Source organism: Enhygromyxa salina, from assembly GCF_002994615.1.
GTDB classification, from domain to species: Bacteria; Myxococcota_A; Polyangia; order Nannocystales; family Nannocystaceae; genus Plesiocystis; species Plesiocystis salina_A.
Genome location: NZ_PVNK01000114.1, coordinates 41,778 through 64,294 on the forward strand (window position 1 = coordinate 41,778; position 22,517 = coordinate 64,294).

General features: G+C 69.9%; 18 protein-coding genes. 10 read left to right on the plus strand and 8 right to left on the minus strand.

The features are described 5' to 3' along the window. Nucleotides 1-3: 3 nt before the first annotated feature. Nucleotides 4-915 carry an NAD(+)/NADH kinase gene (locus ENSA5_RS11105; protein WP_106391613.1) on the minus strand — a complete coding sequence of 304 codons (912 nt, stop codon included), beginning with the start codon at nucleotides 913-915 and terminating at the stop codon, nucleotides 4-6. Between the two features lie 72 nt (nucleotides 916-987). Further along, nucleotides 988-2,013 (minus strand): GGDEF domain-containing response regulator, encoded by a 1,026-nt coding sequence (locus tag ENSA5_RS11110; RefSeq protein ID WP_106391614.1) that lies wholly within the window; start codon nucleotides 2,011-2,013, stop codon nucleotides 988-990. A gap of 191 nt (nucleotides 2,014-2,204) precedes the next feature. On the opposite strand from ENSA5_RS11110, the gene rplM reads away from it, so the two are divergent. Beyond that, complete coding sequence (rplM, locus tag ENSA5_RS11115; protein ID WP_106391615.1) at nucleotides 2,205-2,633, plus strand: 50S ribosomal protein L13; 429 nt, start codon at nucleotides 2,205-2,207, stop codon at nucleotides 2,631-2,633. Between the two features lie 5 nt (nucleotides 2,634-2,638). Beyond that, nucleotides 2,639-3,022 carry a 30S ribosomal protein S9 gene (gene rpsI / locus ENSA5_RS11120; RefSeq protein WP_106391616.1) on the plus strand — a complete coding sequence of 128 codons (384 nt, stop codon included), beginning with the start codon at nucleotides 2,639-2,641 and terminating at the stop codon, nucleotides 3,020-3,022. Nucleotides 3,023-3,076: 54 nt separating this feature from the next. Here rpsI and ENSA5_RS11125 read toward each other — a convergent pair whose 3' ends face one another. Both ENSA5_RS11125 and ENSA5_RS11130 read right to left on the minus strand, forming a co-directional pair. Further along, entirely contained in the window at nucleotides 3,077-4,294 is a 1,218-nt protein-coding gene (locus ENSA5_RS11125; RefSeq protein WP_106391617.1) for a cytochrome-c peroxidase, read from the minus strand. Nucleotides 4,295-4,350: 56 nt separating this feature from the next. Continuing rightward, complete coding sequence (locus tag ENSA5_RS11130; protein WP_106391618.1) at nucleotides 4,351-6,273, minus strand: M61 family metallopeptidase; 1,923 nt, start codon at nucleotides 6,271-6,273, stop codon at nucleotides 4,351-4,353. Between the two features lie 101 nt (nucleotides 6,274-6,374). Between ENSA5_RS11130 and ENSA5_RS11135 the strand changes: the two genes are divergently transcribed. Next, on the plus strand, nucleotides 6,375-8,912 hold the full coding sequence (locus ENSA5_RS11135) for a serine/threonine-protein kinase (protein ID WP_106391619.1): 2,538 nt from the start codon (nucleotides 6,375-6,377) through the stop codon (nucleotides 8,910-8,912). A 377-nt stretch (nucleotides 8,913-9,289) separates the two neighbouring features. Here the strand turns inward: ENSA5_RS11135 and ENSA5_RS11140 are convergent, their stop codons facing one another. Continuing rightward, a complete protein-coding gene (locus tag ENSA5_RS11140; RefSeq protein WP_106391620.1) occupies nucleotides 9,290-9,853 on the minus strand; it encodes a hypothetical protein in 564 nt (187 codons plus the stop codon). 520 nt (nucleotides 9,854-10,373) lie between these two features. Between ENSA5_RS11140 and ENSA5_RS11145 the strand changes: the two genes are divergently transcribed. The 7 genes from ENSA5_RS11145 to ENSA5_RS11175 all read left to right on the plus strand — a co-directional run bounded on the left by ENSA5_RS11145 (nucleotide 10,374) and on the right by ENSA5_RS11175 (nucleotide 20,939). Beyond that, on the plus strand, nucleotides 10,374-11,165 hold the full coding sequence (locus ENSA5_RS11145; protein WP_146155569.1) for a hypothetical protein: 792 nt from the start codon (nucleotides 10,374-10,376) through the stop codon (nucleotides 11,163-11,165). A 236-nt stretch (nucleotides 11,166-11,401) separates the two neighbouring features. Then, nucleotides 11,402-13,687, plus strand: a complete 2,286-nt coding sequence (locus tag ENSA5_RS11150) for a glycosyltransferase family protein (protein ID WP_146155570.1) — start codon at nucleotides 11,402-11,404, stop codon at nucleotides 13,685-13,687. A 205-nt stretch (nucleotides 13,688-13,892) separates the two neighbouring features. Then, complete coding sequence (locus ENSA5_RS11155) at nucleotides 13,893-15,554, plus strand: 4Fe-4S dicluster domain-containing protein (RefSeq protein WP_181197636.1); 1,662 nt, start codon at nucleotides 13,893-13,895, stop codon at nucleotides 15,552-15,554. Next, nucleotides 15,551-18,463 (plus strand): molybdopterin-dependent oxidoreductase, encoded by a 2,913-nt coding sequence (locus tag ENSA5_RS11160; RefSeq protein WP_219906766.1) that lies wholly within the window; start codon nucleotides 15,551-15,553, stop codon nucleotides 18,461-18,463. The genes ENSA5_RS11155 and ENSA5_RS11160 overlap by 4 nt, the downstream gene beginning before the upstream one ends. Continuing rightward, nucleotides 18,460-19,461, plus strand: coding sequence for a molecular chaperone TorD family protein (locus ENSA5_RS11165; protein WP_106391624.1), 1,002 nt, complete (start codon nucleotides 18,460-18,462; stop codon nucleotides 19,459-19,461). The genes ENSA5_RS11160 and ENSA5_RS11165 overlap by 4 nt, the downstream gene beginning before the upstream one ends. Then, a complete protein-coding gene (locus ENSA5_RS11170; RefSeq protein ID WP_106391625.1) occupies nucleotides 19,419-20,324 on the plus strand; it encodes an MBL fold metallo-hydrolase in 906 nt (301 codons plus the stop codon). The genes ENSA5_RS11165 and ENSA5_RS11170 overlap by 43 nt, the downstream gene beginning before the upstream one ends. 174 nt (nucleotides 20,325-20,498) lie before the next feature. Next, a complete protein-coding gene (locus ENSA5_RS11175) occupies nucleotides 20,499-20,939 on the plus strand; it encodes a hypothetical protein (protein ID WP_146155571.1) in 441 nt (146 codons plus the stop codon). 59 nt (nucleotides 20,940-20,998) lie between these two features. Here the strand turns inward: ENSA5_RS11175 and ENSA5_RS11180 are convergent, their stop codons facing one another. From ENSA5_RS11180 to greB, 3 genes are read right to left on the minus strand one after another with little or no spacing between them, the layout of a single operon-like run. Further along, nucleotides 20,999-21,517: a DUF2505 family protein gene (locus ENSA5_RS11180; protein WP_106391627.1), complete on the minus strand. Its 519-nt coding sequence runs from the start codon at nucleotides 21,515-21,517 to the stop codon at nucleotides 20,999-21,001. Nucleotides 21,518-21,542: 25 nt separating this feature from the next. Next, nucleotides 21,543-21,971, minus strand: a complete 429-nt coding sequence (locus tag ENSA5_RS37470) for an MYXO-CTERM sorting domain-containing protein (RefSeq protein ID WP_181197637.1) — start codon at nucleotides 21,969-21,971, stop codon at nucleotides 21,543-21,545. Between the two features lie 49 nt (nucleotides 21,972-22,020). Further along, nucleotides 22,021-22,512, minus strand: a complete 492-nt coding sequence (greB, locus tag ENSA5_RS11190; protein ID WP_106391629.1) for a transcription elongation factor GreB — start codon at nucleotides 22,510-22,512, stop codon at nucleotides 22,021-22,023. Nucleotides 22,513-22,517: the final 5 nt, after the last annotated feature.

Sequence of the window (22,517 nt, forward strand, 5' to 3'; positions counted from 1 at the left end):
AAACTAGTACCCGGACCAGCCCATTTTCGCGGCGAGAACCTCAAACACGCTGGCCTTCGCGGGCACCAGCCGCAGCGGCATCTCGGCGGCCCGCATCCGGATCTCGTCGCCGAGCAGCAGGCCGATCTTCCAGGCCCCGTCGGCGGTCAGATAACCATCGCTCACGCCCGCGGTCGGCCCGGCCCAGGTCACGGTCACGCCGTCGTCGGCGGCGACGACCACCGGGCGCAGCGTGAGGCTGTGCGGGCAGATCGGCGTGATCGTGAACACCTCGGTCCCTGGCGCGACGATCGGGCCGCCCGCGGCGAGGTTGTAGGCTGTCGAGCCCAGCGGGGTCGTGACGATCAAGCCGTCGGCCTTGTAGAGCGCGAGGTCATGCCCGCCGACCCGGGTCGCGAGGCGCAGCAGCCGGGGGATCTGCCCGTGCTTGATGTAGACGTCGTTGACGGCGGTCCCGCGCGCGAACAGCTCGCCCGCGCGGTGGACCTCGACGGCCATGCGCAGGCGGGGCTCCCAGGCCAAACGACCGGCGAGCGCGTCATCGATGACCTCGAGCAGCTGCTCGCGCCCGTAGGCCGAGAGAAAGCCGAGGTCGCCGAGGTTGACGCCGACGACGGGCACGCCCATGTCGGCGACCCAGCGGCTGCCGCGGAGCAAGGTCCCGTCGCCGCCGAGCGCGATCATCAGATCGATGTTGTCGGGCAGCGAGTCGATCTCGACGCCGACCGCCGACGCTGGCAGCTCGAGGCCATCGGTCCCGGCCTTGGCGTGGACGTGAGCCGGGACGACCACCGCGATCCCACGCTCAGTCAGCGACGCCGCGGCCTGGGTCGCCGCGCCATAGGCGGCCGGCCCGTCCTCTCGCGGGTACAGCATCACCCGCCGCGGCGGGGGAATCGGCTTGAGTGGGAGCATGCCGACCAGTGGATCGCGCGCAGCGGAGGGAGAGGGGCCCGAAGAGAGGGGGAGACCCGAGGAGGGGGAGACCTAGGTCGCCTCGGGGGCGTAGAGGTAGCCCTGATGCTGAAACAGGCAGATCTGGCCGCCGCCTTCGCTGCGCGCCCGGTCGAGCGCGGCGCCGACGAGGTCGAGGAGATCTTGGACCGAGTGGGTGTCTTTGTTCGGGAAGAACGAGACGCCCACGCTGACCGTGCAGCGATGATCCGGCTCGGCGTCGAGGCGGATCTTGGCGGTGTCGAGGGAGATGCGCTCGGCGACCGCGAGCGCGCCGGGGAAGTGGGTGTTGGGCAGCAGCAAGATGTAGCCGCGCTCGTCGAGGCGGAAGACCAGATCGATCTTGCGGACGCTGACCTCGACGACGTCGCGCAGCGAGCGGACCAGGCCGGCGACGGCCTCGACCGAGTGGCGCGAGACCAAGGGGTCGTACTCGTCGAGCTCGACGCGGAGGCACGCGAGGGGATCGCTGTAGCGCTCGGCTCGATCGAACTCTTCTTCGGCGCGGCGCTTGAACGCTTCGCTGGAGTTGCGAGTCGACGGGGCCCCGGCCGCCGGATCGGCGCTCGCGTCTGACGTGGCGGCGCCGGTCGTGGCCGCGCTGCCACCCGCGGCCGCGGCTCCGGCCCCATCTGTGGCTCGGGCCGAGCCGTCGCTCGCGGCCCGCTCGGCGATGACCTTGCGCGTGCGCAGGAGGGCCTCGACTCGGGCCCGGAGCTCCTCGGCGTCGTAGGGCTTGCCGAGGTAGTCGTCGGCCCCGCTGCGCAGACCCTCGACTCGGGCGTTGACCGAGTTGCGGGTGCTGACCATGATCACGGGCAGGTAGTTGCCCCCGGACTTGGCCTTGAGGATCCGACAGGTCTCGAGCCCGGTCAGCCGCGGCATCACGACGTCGAGCATCACGAGGTCGGGCCGCTCGCGGGCGAACACTTCGAGGGCCTGCTGGCCATCGACCGCCTCCATGACGGCATAGCCGGCGTCCTCGAGCGCCGTTCGCGCAGCAGCGCGTTCAACCGAGGAGTCGTCGGCGACGAGGATCTTCGCGCGGGGCGTACTCATGGGCGACTGCAGGGAGTATCACCCTTCTGCGGTGGCTGGGATAGGGGCGTTAGTGCCAAGTTGGGGGCGAACTCGGGCATGCGTGATGTCCGCACCGCCTGGGCGCACCTGCGCTGGGCGGATCCACACGAGCGAGGCCCCGAGACCGCCTGTTGACACCCCCGGGCCCCTCCTCTAGATCTCTGCGTCCCATGGCCACCTACATCCCGAACCCGGCCGAGATCAAGCGCGACTGGCTGTTGATCGACCTCGAGGGGCAGACCGTTGGTCGAGCTGCCTCGAAGATCGCGGGCCTGCTCCGCGGCAAGCACAAGGTCGAGTTCACGCCGCACCTCGACGCCGGCGACTTTGTGGTCTGCATCAACGCGGACAAGGTCAAGTTCACGGGCGCCAAGCTCGACCAACAGACCTACAACAAATTCACGGGCTACCTCGGGCACATGAAGACCCGCACGGCCCGGGAGATGCTCGCCAAGAAGCCCGAGGTCGTGATCAGCAGCGCAGTCAAGCGCATGCTGCCCAAGGGCGTCCTCGGCCGTCAGACCTTCAAAAAGCTCAAGGTCTACGCCGGCAACGAGCACCCCCACCAAGCCCAGAACCCCAAGCCCCACGAGCTCTAGATCTCATGAAGTACTACGCGACCGGCCGGCGCAAGACCGCCATCGCCCGAGTCTGGCTGATGCCGGGCGAGGGGAAGATCAGCATCAACCGCCGTGAGGCCGAGCAGTATCTGACTCGCCCGACGAACATGAAGTTCGTCGAGCAGCCGCTGGTCGAGACCGACACCCGCGAGTCCTACGACGTCTGGGCGACCGCCCGCGGCGGCGGGCTCTCGGGCCAGGCAGGCGCGGTGCGCCTCGGGATCGCGCGCGCGCTGATCCGTATCAACGGTGAGTTCCGCGCGCCGCTCAAGGCCGCGGGTCACCTCAGCCGTGACCCGCGCAAGAAAGAGCGCAAGAAGTACGGTCGTCGCGGCGCTCGCGCCCGCTTCCAGTTCAGCAAGCGCTGATCACCGCGCGCTTGACCGCAGCTGGGCTGCGGCCAGGCTGCGGCCAGTTTCGAATCAGTTGGCGGCCTCGGGGCTGGGCTCAGGCTCAGCTTCGGGCCCTGCTTCAATTGGGCCCTCGGGGATACCGCCGACGCTCTGGTCACCGATGACCTCGAGCGATCCGGGGCACTCGAGCGCGCCGAGGAACGCGACCACGTCGGCGATCTCTGCCTCGCTGAGCTGAGTGTTGCGCAGGTTCGGGTCGATCCCGGGTGCCTTGGCGTTGCCGCCCGCGGCCATGTAGCGGACGACCTCGGTCAGATCGTCGACCGAGCCGTTGTGAAAGTAGGGCGCCGTCTTGGTCACGTTGCGCAGCGTCGGCGTGCGGAATTTGTAGTTGTTCTCCTCGGCGCCGCTGGGCTTGCCCTGACCGACGTCGGCGTCGGCGAGCAGCGCGCCGCTCGCGTCGTGGGAGGTGCCGACGTTGTGGAAGGCGCCGTCGGACAGGTTGTCGCCAGCGTGGCAGGTCGAGCACGAGGCCTTGCCCCGAAACAGATCCCAGCCGCGCTGGGCCGCCTCGTCCATCTCGCCCTTGTCGAAGGCCGTGTCGCCGCACAGCAAGGTGCGCTCGTAGGCCGAGACCGCCATCGCGACGTGCTCGGGCGTGACCTCGGCGCCGGGCTCGAGCCCGAAGGCCACGGCGAACTCGGGCGCGTACTCGGGCAGCGCGCCGATCTCCTTGGCCTTGGCCGCGAGGTTGTCCTCGCCGACGCCCATGTTGCCGCCCTTCCACGCGCCGAGCATCTGCTTTTCGAGGGTCGGCGCGCGGCCGTCCCAGTAGAGCCCGTTTTGGTGGTACGCGACGTTCCAGATCGTCGGCGTGTTGCGGGTCAGCGGCTTGTCGCCGGCTCCGAGCGCCAGGGTCCGGCCGTCGGCGCCGCCGAGCTCGTTTTGGTGGCACGAGTAGCAGCTGCGCGAGCCGTCACCCGAGAGGCGCTTGTCCATGAACAGCTGGTGCCCGAGCCCGACCTTGGCGGCCGTCATTGGGTTCTCGGCCGGGACCGGGGGCGGCTCGCTGAGGCCCTTGGGCAGCGTCCACGCCCACTCGCGGGCCTCGGTCGGCGGTGCCTTGTCGTCGGCGCTGCCCTTGTCCGGCGGGGCCTTGTCGACCGCGCCCTTGTCGGCGGTTTTTTTGTTCGAATCGGCCTTGGTCGAGTCTTTGCCGCACCCAGGAACGAACGCGAGGGTACCGACAAAGACGAAGGAGGAACACACAGCTCGAGCGCGGATCATGGCGTCGGGACCATAACCCCTCCGTCTCACAGCGACCAGCGTCCGCGAGGGCAGGGCTAGGATGGTTCGAGCCCGAGCCAGTCGCGACGCAGCAGCGTCTGCTGAGGTGTGACGTCGTCGAGGTCGACGATCTCGAAGCGCTCGTCGCCACCTTCGATCGGATCGATCGACAGCTCGAGCACCCGACCGGTCCGCTCGATCGTGAACCTGTGGGCGGCGCCGAGCTCGAGCGCGCCGACGATCTTCTTCCAGCTCTTGCCGTCGACCGGGTGGCCGTCGATCGCCTGGATCACGTCGCCGTCGGCGAGCCCGCCGAGGTCGGCCGGACCCCCATGCTCGACCCAGCGGACCGCCACGCCCGCGTCCTCGCCCGAGACCTCGGCACCGATCCACGGCCCGCGCTGCTTGATCGTCCGCTCGAGCCGATAGCCCGCGTGGGCGAGGTAGCGATCGTAGTCGAGCTCGACCGTGCCGCGCACGTAGTCCGCGAACATCTGCCTGACCTCGTCCGCGCCGGGCCCGGCCTGATCGACGAACACCTGCTCGAGATCCTGCGGCGACAGCCCGAGCCCGGTCGCGCGCCAGCGCTTCCACAGCTCTTGAAACACCGTGTCGGTGCTGGCCAGGCCCTGGCTGCTCGCGCGCAGGTGGAGATCGAGGAGCATGCCGATGACCGCGCCCTTGTCGTAGTAGGAGAAGTAGGCCTTGCGGCGGTCGTCGGGCTTGGACCAGGTCTCCCACGAGCTCTGCTCGACCGACATCAGCTTGCGGCCCGGGCGGGTCTCGACCGCCGAGATCCGGCGGGCGAGATCCTCGAGCGCCTGAGCCTCGTCGGTCAGCCCGGCCCGGCGCACGATCAGGGCCGCGTAGTAGCTCGTGAAGCCCTCGGAGAACCACAGCATCGTGGTGTGGACCTCGCGGTCGTAGTCGAAGGGTCCGAGCACCGCCGGGCGGATCCGCTTGACGTTCCACAGGTGAAAGAACTCGTGGGCCGAGACCGACCAGAACCGCCGCTTGCCTCGCTCGTCGGCGAACCACCAGGGGTCGACGCCGATCACCGTGGAGTTGAGGTGCTCGAGCCCGCCGCTGTTGTCGGGCAGCACGTGGTAGATGAAGGTGTAGTCGCTAAAGGGCAGCGCCGTCTCGAGCGGGCCAAACACGGCCGCCGCGGCCTCGGTGATCTTGCGCAGCTCGTCGCGGACCTCGTCGGCCTTCCACGCGCCCTCGCGCGACATCGTCGCTCGGATCGGTCGGCCGCCGAGCTCGTAGCTGATCGTGTCGACGACGCCCGCGTGGATCGGGCTGTCGACCAGCGCGTCGAAATTGTTGGCCCAGAAGGTCTTGCGCTCGCCCTTGCCGCGGGCGGGCAGGCCGGTCACGACCTCGGCTCGCCTCCCGCCGGGCAGCTCGTCGACGCGCAGCTCGATCGGCCGCTGCTTGTGGCCGACCGCGTACATGAACACGTGGGCGCCGTTGATGAAGCCCATGGCGTCGTCGAGGTAGCACCCGCCGATGCCGCTGTAGTGGCCGCAGTAGACCCGGTACTCGACGCGCACGGGCGCGCCGCCGTGGGCGATCTCCCAGGTGTTCTCGTCGAGCTTGGCGACCGCGAGCGCCGCGCCGGGCTGATCGCCCTCGACGAGGGTCGCGCTCACGGCTCGGACGTTGCGGTGGGCGTTGGTCAGGTGATAGGCGCCGGGGTTCCACTTGGGCAGCTCGAGCTGGACGCTGTCGCCGGGCAGGCCGTCGAGGCGCAGCTCGACCTGAAACTCGTGGCGCTGAGGGTTGGCCATCGTGACCGTGTACGCGAAGGGGTCGCGCTCGCCAGCGGCGCCGCGCAGGAGCTCGGCGGTCTGGGTCGCAAGCTTTGCGAGTCCGGCCGCGCCGCCGTGCTCCGCGGTCGCGACAGAGCCGGGACCCACGCACAGGCCGAAGGCGGCGAGAGAGAGCGACCAGGTGAAGGGGCGGGTGGTCGTCATGGGCGGAGCATACCCGTTGGCGTGGCGACCCAAGCGGAGCCCGCAGGCCGCGACGCTCTTCGATCGCTGGAAGCTCTGACGCGCTGCGGGTAGTCTGTGGTGTGGCCGGCGAGACCCACGGCGACGTGACCCTCTCAGATGGTGCGACGCCCGCGGTCGGCAAGCTGTTCGCCGATCGCTACGAGATCGAGGCGTTGCTCGGTCGCGGGGGGATGGGCTCCGTCTACCGCGCGCTCGACCGCGAGGTTGGCGAGGTCGTGGCGCTCAAGACCCTCGACATCTACGCCGCCGACGACAAGGCCGTCGAGCGCTTCCGTCGCGAGGTCCGCCTGGCCCGGCGCGTGACCCATCGCAACACCGCGCGGACCTACGACCTCGGCGAGCACGGCGGGCTGCGCTTCTTGACCATGGAGTATGTCGAGGGCCACAGCCTGCGCGCGTGGCTGGCCCGGCGCCCGCGCCCGCTGGCGGCGGTCGAGGTCACGCTGCAGGTCGCCGCGGGTCTCCAGGCCGCGCACGAGGCCGGGGTCATCCACCGCGACCTCAAGCCCAGCAACATCATGATCGAGGCCAGCGGACGCGTGGTCATCACCGACTTCGGGATCGCGCGCACGAGCGAGGCCGAGGGCCAGTCGCAGACCGGCGGCGTGCTCGGGACCCCAGCCTACATGGCCCCGGAGCAGGTCGAGGGCAAGCCCGTGGACCCCCGGACCGACGTCTACGCGCTCGCGCTGATCCTGGTTGAGATGCTGACGGGCAAGCTGCCCTTCTCGGGGGGGAACGTGTTCGCCGTGGCCATGGCCCGGCTCAACCCCGAGCTCCCCGAGCTCAGGGCCAGCGGGCGGATCCCCGAGCCGTTGATCGGTCCGATCGAGCGCGCCTTGTGCCGTGATCCCGAGGGTCGGTTTCGGAGCGCGGCTGCGTTCGCGCGCGCGCTCGAGCGCGTCCGCGAGCTGCTCGGGGACCAGACCCTAGCCGGCGCCGAGCTCGGCGGCTGGCAAGACGCGGATGACTGGGCCCCGGCCTCTGACCCGGCCGAGACCCTCGCGTCGTTGGCCGAGAGCGGCGTCGGCGAGCTCGGGGGGGGCGACGCGGCCGAGGCCCCGACGCAGCACAGCATCGCCGAGGATTCGCCGCTGCGCAGCTCGAGCGCGACCCAGCTGACCGCGACCTCCGAACGGACGGGCCTGCGCCTGCCGATGCCGACGACGAGCGCGGGCCCCCGGACTGGCGCGCGGGCCCTGGCTGTCTTGCCCTTTCGCTATCGGGGTCCCGCCGACTCCGACTTCATCGCCGACGCGCTGCTCGACGAGCTGACCGACGTGCTCTCGATGACGCGCGGGCTCAAGGTCACGAGCAGCGGGGCCACGGCGCGGCTCACGAGCGCGGGGGATCGCGACCCGCGCTCGCTCGGGACCGAGCTCGGCGTCGAGCTCGTCGTCGACGGGACCATCCAGCTGGCCGGCGAGCGCCTCCGGATCGCGGCCCGCATGCTCGACGTCGACAGCGGGTTTCAGCTGTGGAACGAGCGCTTCGACGGCCAGCTCGAGGACGTGTTCGAGCTCCAAGACAAGATGGGCAAGCGCATCGCCGAGGCCCTGCGCGTCGAGCTCGAGATCTTCGAGCACCGCGAGCTCGCCGACGTCGAGGCGATCGAGAGCTACCTGCGCGCGCGCCAGGCCAAGATCAAGTGGCGGCTGCGCGGGCCCGATGGCGCGGTCACCCACTATCGCGCGGTGCTCGAGCGCGCGCCCGGGTTCAAGCCGGCCATGGCCGGGCTGGCGCTCGCGTGCATGCGCGCGTGGTTCATGCCCGAAGACGAGCGCGACGCGGACATCGACTGGGCGGGGGTGGCCAAGGCCGCGGTCGAGCACGCGATGGCCGAGGCCCCGAACTTCGCCGAGACCCAGATCGCCGCGGCCTCGTGGGCGGTTCAGGGCGGGTTCTACCGCGAGGCCGCGGCCCACCTGCGCGAGGCCCTGCGGATCGCCCCGACCTCCGCGCTGGCCCACGAGTACCTCGGTCGGCTCCAGACCGAGGCCGCGCACCCCGAGCTCGGCATCTCGCACCTCGAGCTCGCGCTGTCCCTCGACCCCGGCCTCCACTGGTGTCTGGCCGACCTCGCCCGTTACAAGGCGCTGCGCGGCGACTACGACGGCTACACCGAGCTCATGGATCAGCTGCTCACCCAGACCGAGCGCCACCACGCCACGGCCCAGCTCATGCAGATGCGTGTTGGTGCGTGGCGGCGCGACGCCGCCAGGGTTCGCGAGGCCCTCGCGCAGCTCGACCCCGACTCGAGTGACGAGGGCGCCCGGACGATCCGGCAGTACGGCCCGCCGCTGCTCGGGCCCTACGACCCCGAGGCGCTCGAGCAGGAGCACGCGATGATGCTCTCGGTCGTCAAGAACGGTCGGCTGCGCACCTTCATGCACCAGCTGTTCGCGGAGCAGGCCGCCTTCCACGGCGACCGCGAGCGGGCGGTCGCCCACCTCCACGAGGCCGGGCAGCTGGTCCTCGTCGACCTCGACTGGCTCGACAACTGCCCGCTGTTCGACGACCTCCGCCACGACCCGCGCTTTGTCACGCTGCGGGCCAAGGTCCGAGCCCGCTGCGAACAGATCTGGGCCGCGGGGTAGTTTTAGACCCCCGCGGCCGTCCTGCACTTTGCCACGCATGGCCGCGAGCGGCGTGCGTGGCAAAGTTGCTGACGGCCGCGGGGGTCAAAGCTCGCTTCCTAATAGCCCGTGGTGCAATGCATCGTGTCGCCTCGCGCCGGAATTTTCGCCGGGGGCGCGAAGCCAAAACGCCGCTGTACCGGGCGTACTGCAAGTTTTGGCGGCGACAAAGCCCTCGGCGAAAAGGCCAAGCAATGCATCGTGTCGCCTCGCGCCGGAATTTTTGCCGAGGGCGCGAAGCCAAAACGCCGCTGTACCGGGCGTACTGCAAGTTTTGGCGACAAAGCCCTCGGCGAAAAGGCCAAGCGAGGTGGCGCGAGGCATTGCACCCCGGGCTGCTAGGGGGCGCACTCGGACGGGCTGTCGTCGGGGAGCATGCAGGTGTCGAGGGACTTGGCGGCGACGACGCTCGGGAGGCAGCCGTCGAGCTCGACCTTGATGTAGACCGTCTGGTCGTCGTTGCACCAATAGAGGCTCGTGGGCAGGTCGCACTCGGTCATGGACAGGCAGCCGTCGTAATTTGGTGGCGCGATGCAGAACCCCTCGGGTAGCTGCTCGACCGGGTTGTAGTGCACTGCCACGCAGTCGTCCTTCTGGTCGCAGTCGATCGGGCCGAGGCCCTCGCAGGGCATGTCGTTGCCGGTCTCGGTCTCGCCGTTGCTCGTGTCGGTGCTCGAGTCGCCGTCGCCCGAGTCGCCGTCGCCTGTGCTCGTGCCCGAGCCGCCGTCGCCGGACCCCGAGTCCGCGTCGCCGTCGCCTTCGCCGGCCTCGAGCTCAGCGTGTCCATCGTCGCTGCCGCTCTCATCGGCCACTGTCTGCCGGGTCTCGTCGAACGCGGGGTTGTCCATCGTGCATCCGCCGACGATCATCAGCACCAACAGCGAGAAGCGGTGAGTGGTCATGGCGCGAGTCTAACACCCAAGGTCGCCTGCCCGCATGTCCGTCGCGCGCCGGCGAACGGAGATGTGTTCGCAGCAGTCGGCCACGCGGCCGACCCGGGCACGGCCCGAGGCCGGCACCGACCCGCTCGAGCTGCGACCGAGCGTCAAGCGGCCCTGTCGTAGTTGCTCGGCGATCTCGCCCGCGACCGAGCGCTGCGCGGCGAGCTCGGCGGGGTTGGGCCCGGGCTGATCGCCTGGTCCCGGTCGTCGAGCATCACCGTCCTTCGCCGGGCTCGCTGCACGTGCGCGTCGGCGCGTGGATCCAGCGTCGGCCCGGGCCGCCGAGCGAGTCGGGTATAGCCGCGATCTCCAGTATCACGATAGTTCGAATGAGTCGCTCGATCAGGCCTCGCCGCGCGCGCCCGGGCGACGAAATTGCCGGGTTGCCGCGCGGTCGCCATCGCGCATGATCGAGTGACCAAGGATTCGCCGTATCAGCCTCGGCGTTGCGGCCGCAATACAACATTTCAGCGGAGCAAACATGATCTCATCCAAAGAAAACGTGGTTACCTTACATCGACCGAATAGCCTCGGTGAATTGCTGGGCTTGTGGGCGGGTGGCCTGATGGCGCCATCCTACGCCCTCGGCAGCCTGGTGCGCCAGGCGAGGATCTTCCATCCGCGGGGGGTCTACTTCAAGGCCGAGGTCGATGTCGCCGACGAGATCGATCCGCAGTTTGAGGCCCTCGCAGACGGGCTGACCAAGGGCGACACGATGGTCCGTCTGTCGACCGGCTTCTGGAGTATGGGCCGGCTGATGTTGCCGGACATCCTCGGGGTCTCGGTCCGCTTCAATGCCGCCGCAGACGCCGGCTACGTCGCCCAGGATGGATCGCAAGATCTCCTCATGGTGACCTCGAAGTTCCTGCTCACGCTGCCGATCGCTGCGCTCTTGACCAACTCACGGGACTTCCTGGCCAACGACTATCACGGCATGGGTAAATACTCATTGGTGGGCAAGCCGAACATGTATTTACGCCTCAGGTCGATGATCCAATCGAGCAATTCGAGCCGCGATCGCTATGACAAGATCCGGACCGACGTCGCCGACGGTGATGTGGTCTTCACGCTCGAGGCCGCGTCCAGGCTCGAGCCCTCGCGCTGGTATCCGCTCGTCCAGATCCGGCTCGTGAGCGAGTTGACGATCGACGATCGCGTGACGATGTTCTGGCCGTTCCGGACCGGGCTCGGGATCCGCCCCGAGGGCTTCACGCAGTTCCTGCGTCCGGCGCCGTATCTCGCCAGCCAGTGGGCTCGCAACGCGGGGGGGTAGCAGCAAGGCCGAGCAGCCTGCTCGCAGGCTGCTGAACAACCCAGCGCGGCCCAGAGTGCGTCACTGGCGTACGAGGCCGCGAAGCCAAAACGACGCTGTATCGGGCATACTGCGAGCTTTTGGCGACAAAGGGATCGGAGGTCAGGGGCGTGCTCTGGGTCGTGGTGGGTTGTTCAGCAGCCTGCTAGGATCCGCGAGTTCTGGCCGAGCACGAGCGCAGCGAACATGTCGGGGCGTTGGCCCGCGCCCGGGAGGGTCGATGGCTCGATCTCTTGGTGCCGATCGCGGTCCTGCTCGGGGCCGTGGTCGTCTTGCTCCCGGGGCTCGGGGCCACGGGCTTGTGGACCCAAGGTGAGCTGCCGATCCTCGATCGTACGCTCGCCGCCTTCGGTGAGCCGCGCTCGAACCTGGTCCGCAGCCCGTGGTTGCCCGATCAGCTCCGGACCTGGGCCTACGCCGCCGCCGGGCGCAGCGACTGGGGCCTGCGCCTGCCCGGCGCGCTCGCGGGCGTCGGCCTGGTCGCGCTGGCGCTGGCGACCGCCCGGCGGCTGGGCTGGTCGCCGGCCTGGGTCGCGCTCGCGGGTTGCTTCACCCTTGCGATGCCGCTGCTGCTGGCGTCGAGCCGGACGGCGCTCGGCAACCCGACGGGCGAGCTGTGGCTGTGCGTCGCAACCTTGGCCCTGCTCGCGGCCTGCGATCGCGGGCGCGAGCGCGAGCGGATCACGCGGGGGGTCCTCGGCGTGGTCGGGGTCGCCGGCCTGGCCGCGGCCGTGGCCTCGCTCGGGATCGTGCTCGGGGGGTGCTTGCCCCTGGGGCTCGTGGCTCTCGCCGACGTCGCCCGCGAGCCCGAGCACGGCGGCCTTCGGCTGCCGCGCTGGGCGGTCATCGGCGCGTGGACAACAAGCGCAGCGGCGGGCTTCGTCGGCCTGTGGCTGGCCTGGAACCAGGGCGAGGGCTACATCCCGCTGCTCGGCGCGGCCAAGGATCTCGAGCTGCTCGAGGAGCCGACGCGCCGCGGGTTCACGGACACGCTCGAGTCGTTCGGCTACCAGGTGTTCCCGTTCACGGGCCTCGTCGTGCTCGGCCTGCTCGGCCCCGGTCGCGCGCGCTGGCCCGCGCTGTGGCTCGGGGTCGCGCTCGTCGCGACCAGCGTGTGGTCGCTGACCTACGGCCCGACCCCGATCCCCGTCACGATCCCTGCCGCGCTGCTCGCGACCGCCATGTGCAAGCGCATGTTCGACAGCCACGAGCCGATCGCCGCCCGGCGCCTGCTGCTCTTTTGTGCCGTGCTCGGCGCGCTCGTGCTCGGCAAGGACGCGGGCCGCCTGCCCCAGCACATCGCGTCGCCGCTGCTCGAGCTCAGCGATCTCGAGTTCCCAGCCGCGGGCCTGGTCCCGGGCTTCGATCCGGCGGAGTCGCTGCCGCGCATGGCCAAGCGCTTCGCCGCCTTGCTGATCCTGGCCCACGTCCTGGCCGCGCCGAGCGTCGATCAGCTGCGTTGGCGCAAGCGCCACGCCCAGCTGTGGTGGCTGCGCCGTTTCTCGCGGCTGACGACCGTGTTCGACCGCCTCGTGACCCGCGGCCACGAGCGCGACTCGGGCCTCGCGCGGGCCCGCGAGCTGGCCCCGCTCGCGCTCTTGTTCGTGGTCTTGACCCAGCAGATCTGGACCTACGGTCGGACCACGCTCACGCAGGTCAACGAGCAGCTGTCGATCGCCGGGCCGCTGCAGCGCTTCGCCGCGGCGGTCGAGCGCGGCGAGCTGCCCGAGCCGCAGCTGGGCCTGCACCGGATCCGCGACCCCGGGCTCGAGTACTACGGTCCGGGCACCGAGCACGAGGTGTTCTTGACCAACCGCGGCGACCTCGACCGGTGGCTGGGCGTCGACAGCCCGAGGACCGCGCTGATCCGTCGCGCCGATCTGCCGCCCGCGTTCAGCTCGGCGCGGACCGGCGGGCGGCCGCTCTACGTGCTCGACAACCTCCACCACGAGTATCTGCTCGTCGCCAACTTCCTGCCCGAGGGCTACGAGGATCACAACCCCCTGCATGGGATCGCCTTCGACGAGCCCGTGACCCTGGCCAACGAGACCCTCGTTGGCTGGGACCCCTACGTCGAGCTGATCGCGTGGGAGATCGACGGCGAGCTCCACCGGGGCAGCTCGGCGACGCTGCACATGGTGTTTCGCGTCAAGCGGCCGATGCCGGCCGGGACCAAAATGTACGCGCGGCTGCAAAAGGGCAAGGTCAGCCGGGTCGCCGCCGCGCCCCACGAGCTGACCGGCGGCGTGTTCCCGCCGAACTACTGGCGCGCCGGGGACTACATTCATCACCGCTTCGAGTTCGAGGTTCCGTGGCTGGAGGTCCTGCCCGGGGAGCATGAGCTGATCGTCGGCATGCGGCGCTCGGAGAAGTCCAACCTGAAGATCTCCACGCCCGAGGACAAGACCGGGGAGTTTGGGGTCACGATCCGGGGCAAGAAGCACGAGTTTGCGACGATCGGCGCCGTCGAGCTGGCTTGGTAGATGGCTACAATTTCGGCGCGGTCCGAGCCGCCCGAATCCCGCGACGATCGATGTTCGGTGTTTCAATGTTTCAGTAAAATTGAAACACAACGAAACCAAACCTGCGTGGGGTCTCACGGACCCAGGCGAACGCTCCTCTGAACACTGATCATCGACCCCTCCCTCTGGCATGGGGATTGCTCGGATCAAGGTCCGGGCAATCCCCGTGAACTACGGCTTCGTCATCGACAACAGCCGCTGCATCGGCTGCCACGCGTGCAGCACGGCGTGCAAGAGCGAGAACGAGGTCCCGCTCGGGGTCAACCGGACGTGGGTCAAATACGTCGAGCACGGCGCCTTTCCAGACGTCACGCGGAGCTTCCAGGTCACGCGCTGCAACCACTGCGAGAATCCACCGTGTGTGCGTATTTGCCCGGTCACGGCCATGTACCAGCGCGACGACGGCATCGTCGAATTCGACAAGGACGTGTGCATTGGCTGCAAAGCGTGCATGCAGGCGTGCCCCTACGACGCGATTCACATTGACCCCAACACCCACACCGCGGCCAAGTGCCATTATTGTGCGCACCGCGTTGACCTTGGGCTCGAGCCAGCTTGCGCGGTCGTGTGTCCAACCGAGGCGATCGTCGCGGGTGACCTCGACGATCCGATGAGCAAGATCGCCAAGCTCGTCGGGCGCAGCCGCACGAGCGTGCGCAAGCCCGAGCAGGGGACCTCGCCCAAGGTGCTCTACATCGAGGGCGACGCCCTCGCGCTCCACCCGACGGTCCTGGCCGAGCGGCCCAGGCAGCTCGCGTTCACCCAGGTCGTGACCAGGCAAGGCAGCACGCCCGCGCCCGCGGCCCCGAAGTCGCCAGCCAAGACCGCGGCCTCGGGCGCGCGGCTGCGGGCGCCGCAGGCTCAGGGCTTGCCGAGCACGACGATTCGCTCGGGCGGGCGGATGGCCGAGCAGATGGTCCAGCTCGGCTACAACGCCCAGCACGAGATCCCGTGGCACTGGCAGGTCCCGGCCTACCTGGTGACCAAGGGCATCGCGGCCGGCATCTTCGCGTTCCTCGCGATCGGCTGGAACCTCGGCCTGTTCGCGTTCGACCTGGGCGCGATGATCTGGGCCGGCTTGCTGGCCGTGCTCGCAACCTTGGCCACGACCGGGCTGCTGGTCGCCGACCTCGAGCGACCCGAGCGCTTCTTGTCGATCCTCTTGCGTCCGCAGTGGCGCAGCTGGCTGACGCGCGGGGCTTTTTTGCTGGTCGGCTTCGCCGGGGTCTCGGGCGCGTGGTGGGCGGTCGAGGCCGCAGCCGCGTGGACCGGCGCGTTCGAGGTCTCGGCGCTCGCCCGCGCGGCGCTGGGCTGGGCGACGGCGCCGCTGGCGATCGGCGCGGCGGTCTACACCGCGTTCTTGTTCGCCCAGGCCGAGGGCCGGGATCTGTGGCAGAGCCCGCTGCTGCCGATCCACCTGCTGATCCAGGCGACGATGATGGGCACCGGGGCGCTGCTGTGCGTGGCCGCGTTCGTCGAGCTCGACCCGGGGCTGGTCGCGGCCGCGCGCGTGACCCTGGGCGTGAGCCTGGCCGTCGACCTGTTTGCGATCTTGGTCGGCGAGCTCGGGATCCCCCACGCGACCGAGCTCGCCGCCCGGGCGGCCCACGAGATCCACCGCGGTCGCTACGCGGCCGGGTTTTGGTGGGGCGCGATCGTGCTCGGGCACCTCGTCCCGCTCGCCCTGCTGCTCGCGCCCGCGTGGGGGCCAGCGCCGGTCGCGGGGGGCGGATGGCTCGGCGCGCTCGCGGCCGCGTGCGCGACCGTCGGCCTCTACATCTACGAGTACGCCTTCGTCATGGCCCCGCAGGAGCTGCCCAACTCATGAGCGGAGGTCCCGAGACCCTCGCCGACAAGGTCGGGCGGCTGCTGACCAAGGTCCTGCGTCCCGGCTTCGGCGGCGACGAGCCCGTGATCGCGAGCGAGCAGACCAACGCCGCTGGCGAGGCGCTGCCGAGCTACGGCGCCGCCGAGCCCTCGCGCGAGCCGGTCTCGCTGCTCGAGGTCGACCACGGCGACGGCCGCATGAGCCGCTACCCGCCGCCCGAGCGCTGGGACGACTGGGTCGAGTGGGACGCCAAGGCCTGGCCGCGCAAGATCCCCCGGCGCTACTCGCTGGTCCCGACGATCTGCTTCAACTGCGAGAGCGCCTGCGGGCTCCTGGCCTACGTCGACAAGACGACCTTCGAGATCCGCAAGTTCGAGGGCAACCCGGCCCACCCGGGCAGCCGCGGCCGCAACTGCGCCAAGGGCCCGGCGACCCACAACCAGATCTACGACCCCGAGCGGATCTTGTATCCGCTCAAGCGCGTCGGGGCCCGGGGCGAGGGCAAGTGGAAGCGGGTCAGCTGGGACGAGGCGCTCGACGACATCGCGGCCAAGATGCGCCAGTCTCGCGAGCGCCGCCGCGACGGCATCATGTATCACGTCGGCCGGCCCGGCGAAGATCACTACACCAACCGCTGCATCACCGCCTGGGGCGTCGACGGGCACAACAGCCACACCAACATCTGCTCGTCGGGCGCCCGGGTTGGCTACGCGCTGTGGACGGGCTGCGATCGCCCGAGCCCCGATCACGCCAACGCCCGGGTGATCTTGCTGATCTCGAGCCACCTCGAGACCGGCCACTACTTCAACCCCCACGCCCAGCGGATCATCGAGGCCAAGAGCGCGGGGGCCAAGATCATCACCCTCGATCCGCGCCTGTCGAACACCGCCGCGCGCAGCGACCTGTGGCTGCCGAGCTGGCCCGGCTCCGAGAGCGTGATCTTGCTTGCGATCGCGGCCCACCTGATCCGCCGCCGCAGCTACGACCGCGAGTTCATGCGCCGCTGGGTCAACTGGGACCAGCTCCTGCGCGAGGGCCCGGGCCTGCCGGGGATGCCCGACCTGCCCGCGAGCGCCGCGGGAGCCGAGGGCGAGCTCAGCTTCGAGGACTTCGAGGCCTACCTCGAGCGGCTCTACGGCGAGTTCACCTTCGAGCAGGCCGCCGAGGCCTCGCAGGTCCCGATCGAGCGGATCGAGGAGGCCGCGCGTCTGGTCGAGGGCGCGGGCTCGCGGCTCGCGACGCACACCTGGCGCTCGGCCTCGATCGGCAACCGCGGCGGCTGGCAGGTCGCGCGCTGCCTGTTCTTTCTCAACGTGCTCACGGGCAGCGTCGGGACCCCGGGCGGGACCTCGATGAACGCGTGGAACAAGTTCGTGCCCAAGCCCTTCGCCTCGCCGCCGGCCTTCGAGGCCTGGAACGAGCTCCAGCTCCCGCACGAGTGGCCGCTGGCCTTCTTCGAGATGAGCTTCTTGCTCCCGCACTTCCTCGCCGAGGGCCGCGGGACCGTCGACGTCTACTTCACGCGGGTCTACAACCCGATGTGGATCAACCCCGACGGCTTCATGTGGCTCGAGGCCCTGCGCGACGAGGACAAGCTCGGGCTCCACGTCGCGCTCACGCCAACCTGGAACGAGTCGGCGTGGTTCGCCGACTACGTGCTGCCGATGGGCCACGCGGGGGAGCGCCACGATCTGATGAGCCAAGAGACCCACGCCGGGCAGTGGATCGGCTTTCGTCAGCCGGTCCGCCGCGTGGCCCTCGAGCGCGCGGGGCGGCCGGTTCAGTTCACCCACGAGGCCAACCCCGGCAAGGTCTGGGAGGAGGCGGAGTTTTGGGTCGAGCTCTCGTGGCGGATGGACCCCGACGGCAGCCTCGGGATCCGCGAGTGGTTCGCGAGCCCCGCGGATCCGAGCCGGCCGATCACCCAGGACGAGTATTGGGCCCACGTGTTCGAGCACAGCGTCCCGGGCCTGCCCGAGGCCGCGGCGGCCGAAGAGCTGAGCCCGCTCGCCTACATGCGCAAGTACGGCTGCTTCGAGGTCCTGCGCTCGAACTACACGCCCTACGAGGCCGAGGGCTTCGCCACGCCCAGCGGCAAGCTCGAGCTGTTCTCGCCCACGATGCGCGACTGGGGCTGGCCCGAGCGCGAGCACGTGATCCCCTGGCCCCTCGACAGCCACGTGTCGCCGGCCAACATCGACCGCGACCGGGGCCAGATGCTGCTGCTGCCCAACTTTCGGCTCCCGACGCTGATCCACACCCGCTCGGCCAACGCCAAGTGGCTCTACGAGATCAGCCACGCCAACCCGGTCTGGATCCACCCCAGCGACGCGGGCCGGATCGGGGTTCAAAGCGGCGAGCTCGTCCGGGTCCAGACCGAGATCGGCTACTTCGTCGACAAGGTCTACGTGACCGAGGGCATCAAGCCGGGGATCATCGCGATGAGCCATCACCTCGGGCGCTGGCGGCTAGCGAGCGACATGGGCGGCAACCCGGGCATGAGCGCGCTCGCGCAGCTCGACGAGGACGGCGAGGGCGGCCACGCGCTCAACATCCTCGAGCACGGCCGCGCGTGGGACAGCTTCGACCCCGACACCGCGCGGATCTGGTGGCAGGACGTCGGCGTGCACCAGAACCTGACCCACGCCGTCCACCCCGATCCGATCAGCGGCGCGCACTGCTGGCTGCAAAAGGCGCTGAGCGTGCGCAAGGCCGGGGCCTCCGACCGCCACGGCGACGTCCACGTCGACACGCGCAAGTCGATGGCGGTGTATCGGCAGTGGCACGCGCTCACGCGCTCGGCCGTCGATCACAGCCCCGACGGCACCCGGCGGCCGTGGTGGCTCAAGCGCCCGCTCAAGCCGACCCGGGCCGCCTACGCCCTGCCCGAGGAGCCCTTCGGCCGATGACCCTCGCCCAAGACCCGAGCCAGGACCCGAGGGTCCTGGCGCTGGCCTACAGCCGGCTCTACGCTGTGCTCGCCCGGGCGCTGCTGCGGGGCGTCGACGCGCGGATGTTGGCGCAGCTGCGCGAGCTCGACTGGGTCGGCCCGGGCGACGGGCTCGAGCAGCTTGCGACCCAGCTCCACGCGACCTTCGAGCTCGGCGTGTTTCCCTACGCGGGCGTGTTCCTCGACCCAGACGCCCAGGCGGGCGCGTGCGCGGATCGGGTCCGGGGCTTCTACGCCCGGGCCGGGTTCTCGCCGCGTCCGGTCAACGCCGAGCTCGCGCCCGACCACCTCGGGGTCGAGCTCGCGTTCATGGCCTTCGTGAGTCGGGCTCACGCCGACGGGCGCCTCGGCCCGAGCTCGCCCTTGCTCGCCGAGTTCCTCGACGCGTGCGTGCTCGCGTACTTGCCGAGCCTGGTCATCGCCGCCCGCGAGCTCGGCGAAGGCGCGTGGCCGACGATGCTCAACGAGCTGCTCGAGCTCGTCGCGGCCCAGCGCGCCACGCTGCCCGGCCCGCGCGCGGCCCCGAGCTTGTGTCCCGCGCAGGCGCTGCTCGACGACGCGCGCACGGGGTTGCGGGAGATCGCCGCATACTTGCTCACGCCCGCGCGTAGCGGGGTGTTTTTGACCCGCGCCGACATCGCCGCGCTCGCGCGCTCGCGCGGCCTCGCCCGCGGCTTCGGCTCGCGCCTGACGATGCTCGACAACCTCCTGCGCGGCGCGGTCGAGTACGGTGAGCTCGACAAGCTGCGCGCGGGGCTCGACGAACTGCTCGCGCGGCGCGACCATCGGCTCGTGGAGCTCGACCAGCGCCTCGAGCTCGGCCCCGCGATCGAGCCCTGGCGCGCCGCGATCGCCCGAACCCGCGAGCTGGTCCGCGCGCTCCACCGAGCTCCTTCACGAGACCGAGCCGACCCATGGACATCGAAGCCTTCTACGACGACGCCACCAGCACCTTGACCTACGTGGTCTCCGATCCCGCCTCGCGCGACGCCGTGGTCATCGATCCGGTCCTCGACTACGACCCGGCCGCGTCGCGGGTGAGCTACGAGTCCGTCGATCGGGTGTCCGCCTACCTGCGCGAGCACCAGCTCAACCTGCGCCTGATCCTCGAGACCCACGCCCACGCCGATCACCTCTCGGGCTCGCGCGAGCTCAAGCAGCGCTTCGGGGCCGCGCGCACGGGCGTCGGGGCCAAGATCACGATGGTCCAGGAGGTCTTCAAGGAGGTGTTCGATCTGCCCAAGGACTTCCCGACCGACGGGCGGCAGTTTGATCGCCTGTTTGAAGACCGCGAGCAGGTCGAGGCCGGGAGCCTGCGCTTCGAGGTCATCTTTACTCCCGGGCACACGCCCGCGTGCGTCTGCTACCTGTTCGGCGACGCGCTGTTCACCGGCGACACGATGTTCATGCCCGACATGGGCACGGGCCGCTGTGACTTCCCGGCCGGGAGCGCGGGCGACCTCTACGACTCGATCACCTCCCGGATCTACACGCTGCCCGACGACACCCGGATCTTCGTCGGTCACGATTACCAGCCCGGCGGCCGCGCGCTCGCCTACGAGACCAGCGTCGGCGAGCAAAAACGCACCAACAAGCAGCTGCCTGCGGACCGCAGCCGGGCCGAATTCGTCGAATTTCGGACCACGCGCGACGCTGGCCTGAGCACGCCGCGGCTGCTGTTTCAGAGCGTGCAGGTCAACGTCGACGCTGGCGCGCTCCCCGATCCGGCGGCCAACGAGACGCGCTATCTCAAGATCCCGATCAACGCGTTTCGACCGCAACCCGCGGATCCCGAGGCGATCACCGAAGAGTCGATGTGATCACTCGGGCGGAGCGCCGGCGCCGATCGTGCGGGGAGCTCGCGTCGTCGCGGGCCGTCCCGGAGAAGGGCTTTGGAGGCCCTGGGAGCCCGCTGAGGCCGCTGGGGGGAGCATTTGGGCATTTGAGTTGCCATGGCGGACCCAAGATGCGAATTTCCGGCCATGCGACGCGGCTTGTTTCTTTCGCTTGTCCCTGCGCTCCTCCTCGTTGTCGGCTGCGGCGACGACGAGCCGAATCAGTTCGAGGCGACGGCCACCGACGGGTCGGGTACGGCGACCGATACCGGAGCGCCCGCAGACCTGCCCGCGGAGACCGAGGAGACCGGCAGCGCAGACGGCGAGACTGGCGAGACCGGCGAGACCGGCGACGGAGACTCGGGCGACGGCGACGGTGACCCGGGCGAGACCGGCACCGACACCGGAGCCGGCGTGTGTGGTGATGGCGTCGTCGACATCGGTGAGCAGTGCGACGGCCTCGACCTCAATGGGTTCACCTGCGAGGATCTCGGCTACGCCACCGGCCAGCTCGGCTGCGACCCGGTCACCTGCACCTACGACGCGGCGGCGTGCATGACCGACATGGACGGTGGCGGCAGCGGCGGCACGACCGGCTGAGCTGCTCCCCAGCAGCCCCCAACTCCCAACGATCTGTTCGAGCGTCGGCGAGCGTGAGCTCAGCTGGCGCTCTTTGCGTTGGGGTGCGCGGCCAACCATCGGTTCCAGTAGCGCGCGCAGACCGGGTAGCTCTTCTCGATGTTCTGCTCGACGGTACGCTCGAGCAGCCGGCCGACGCCGAGGATCGAGCACTCGATGTCGATCTTCGTCCGCCAGCGCATCCGGGCCTCGCCGAGCGGCTCGCCCGAGCTGCGCCCGGACATCTTCATGCGCTCGCCAAAGATGTTGGTCCGGTGGCGGAACACGAACTCGGACCTGCCCCGATCGAAGCGGCCCCACTCGCGGTAGCCGAGCTGCTCGCCGATCAGCTTGGCGACCTTGCCGGGGATGTCGAGCCTCGGCCGGGCCGAGAGGTTGCGGACGATCTCGCGCTCGTCGCTGCGAAACTCGAGGATCGTCGGCGGCTCCCAGCCCAGCGCGTCGACGAAGGTCTCGCGGTTGAAGTCCGCGTCAAAGTAGAGCTGCCAGAAGCGCTCGGGCGGGCAGTCGAGCTCGAGGGAGATGTCGCAGCGGCGCATGTTGGGGGGACTGTTCGAAGAGGGATCAGGGCCGTCGGCGACGCAAGCCCGCGCCCGAGATCACCAGGACCAGCGCCGCGAGGCCGATGAGCCCGCGCTCGGGCTCGTCGGTGATCGAGCAGCTGCCGGACTTGGTCTCGGCCTTTGCCTCGGGCTCGGTTTTTGGCTTGGGCTCGGGCTCGGGCTCGGCGTTGGGCTCGGGCTCGGGCTCGGCTTCGGCCTTTGCCTCGGGCTCGGCCTGGGCTTCGGGCTCGGCCTGGGCTTCGGGCTCGGGCGGTGTCTCGACCTCGGTCGGCCCTGGCGGGGCTGGCTTTGGCGGCGCAGAGTGGGGTTGGAACTCGATCACCTCGTTCTTCCTGCGCGGTGCGATATCCGCGAGCACCGGGGTCGCGCTGCCAAGTACGAGGGCGAGCGCGACCAACGAAGGGGCGAGGCGAGTGAGGCTCTCCGGCATGGCCGCGAGTATAGGCGCTCGCCTCGGACTTGGGATCTGTGGCGCGAACTCAGTCGTCATCGCCCGCGTCGCCGTAGCGAATGCTGATGATCGTCAGCTCCAGGTCCCCCTTGGGCCGGCGGACCTCGACCTCGTCGTCGACGGACTTGCCCAGCAGCGCGCGCCCGATCGGTGACAGCACGCTGATCTTCCCGAGCTTGACGTCCCACTCTTCGCTGCCGACGAGCTGCCAGGTGTTGCGCTCGCCGTCCTCGTCTTCGACGGTCACGTGGGCGCCGAAGTGGATCTTGCCGTCCTTGGGTGAGGCGCGGACGATCTCGAGCTCGGCGAGGCGCTTGTTGAGCCAGCGGACGCGGCGGTCGATCTCTCGCAGGCGCCGCTTGCCGTACTGGTATTCGGCGTTCTCCGAGCGGTCGCCGAGCGCGGCCGCGGCCGCGACCTCCTCGGTGACCTGGGGGCGCTCGACCTTCCACAGGTGGTCGAGCTCGGCCCGCAGCTTGGCGTAGCCGCTGGGCGTGATCTTGTTCTCGAGCTCGGCCATGGGCG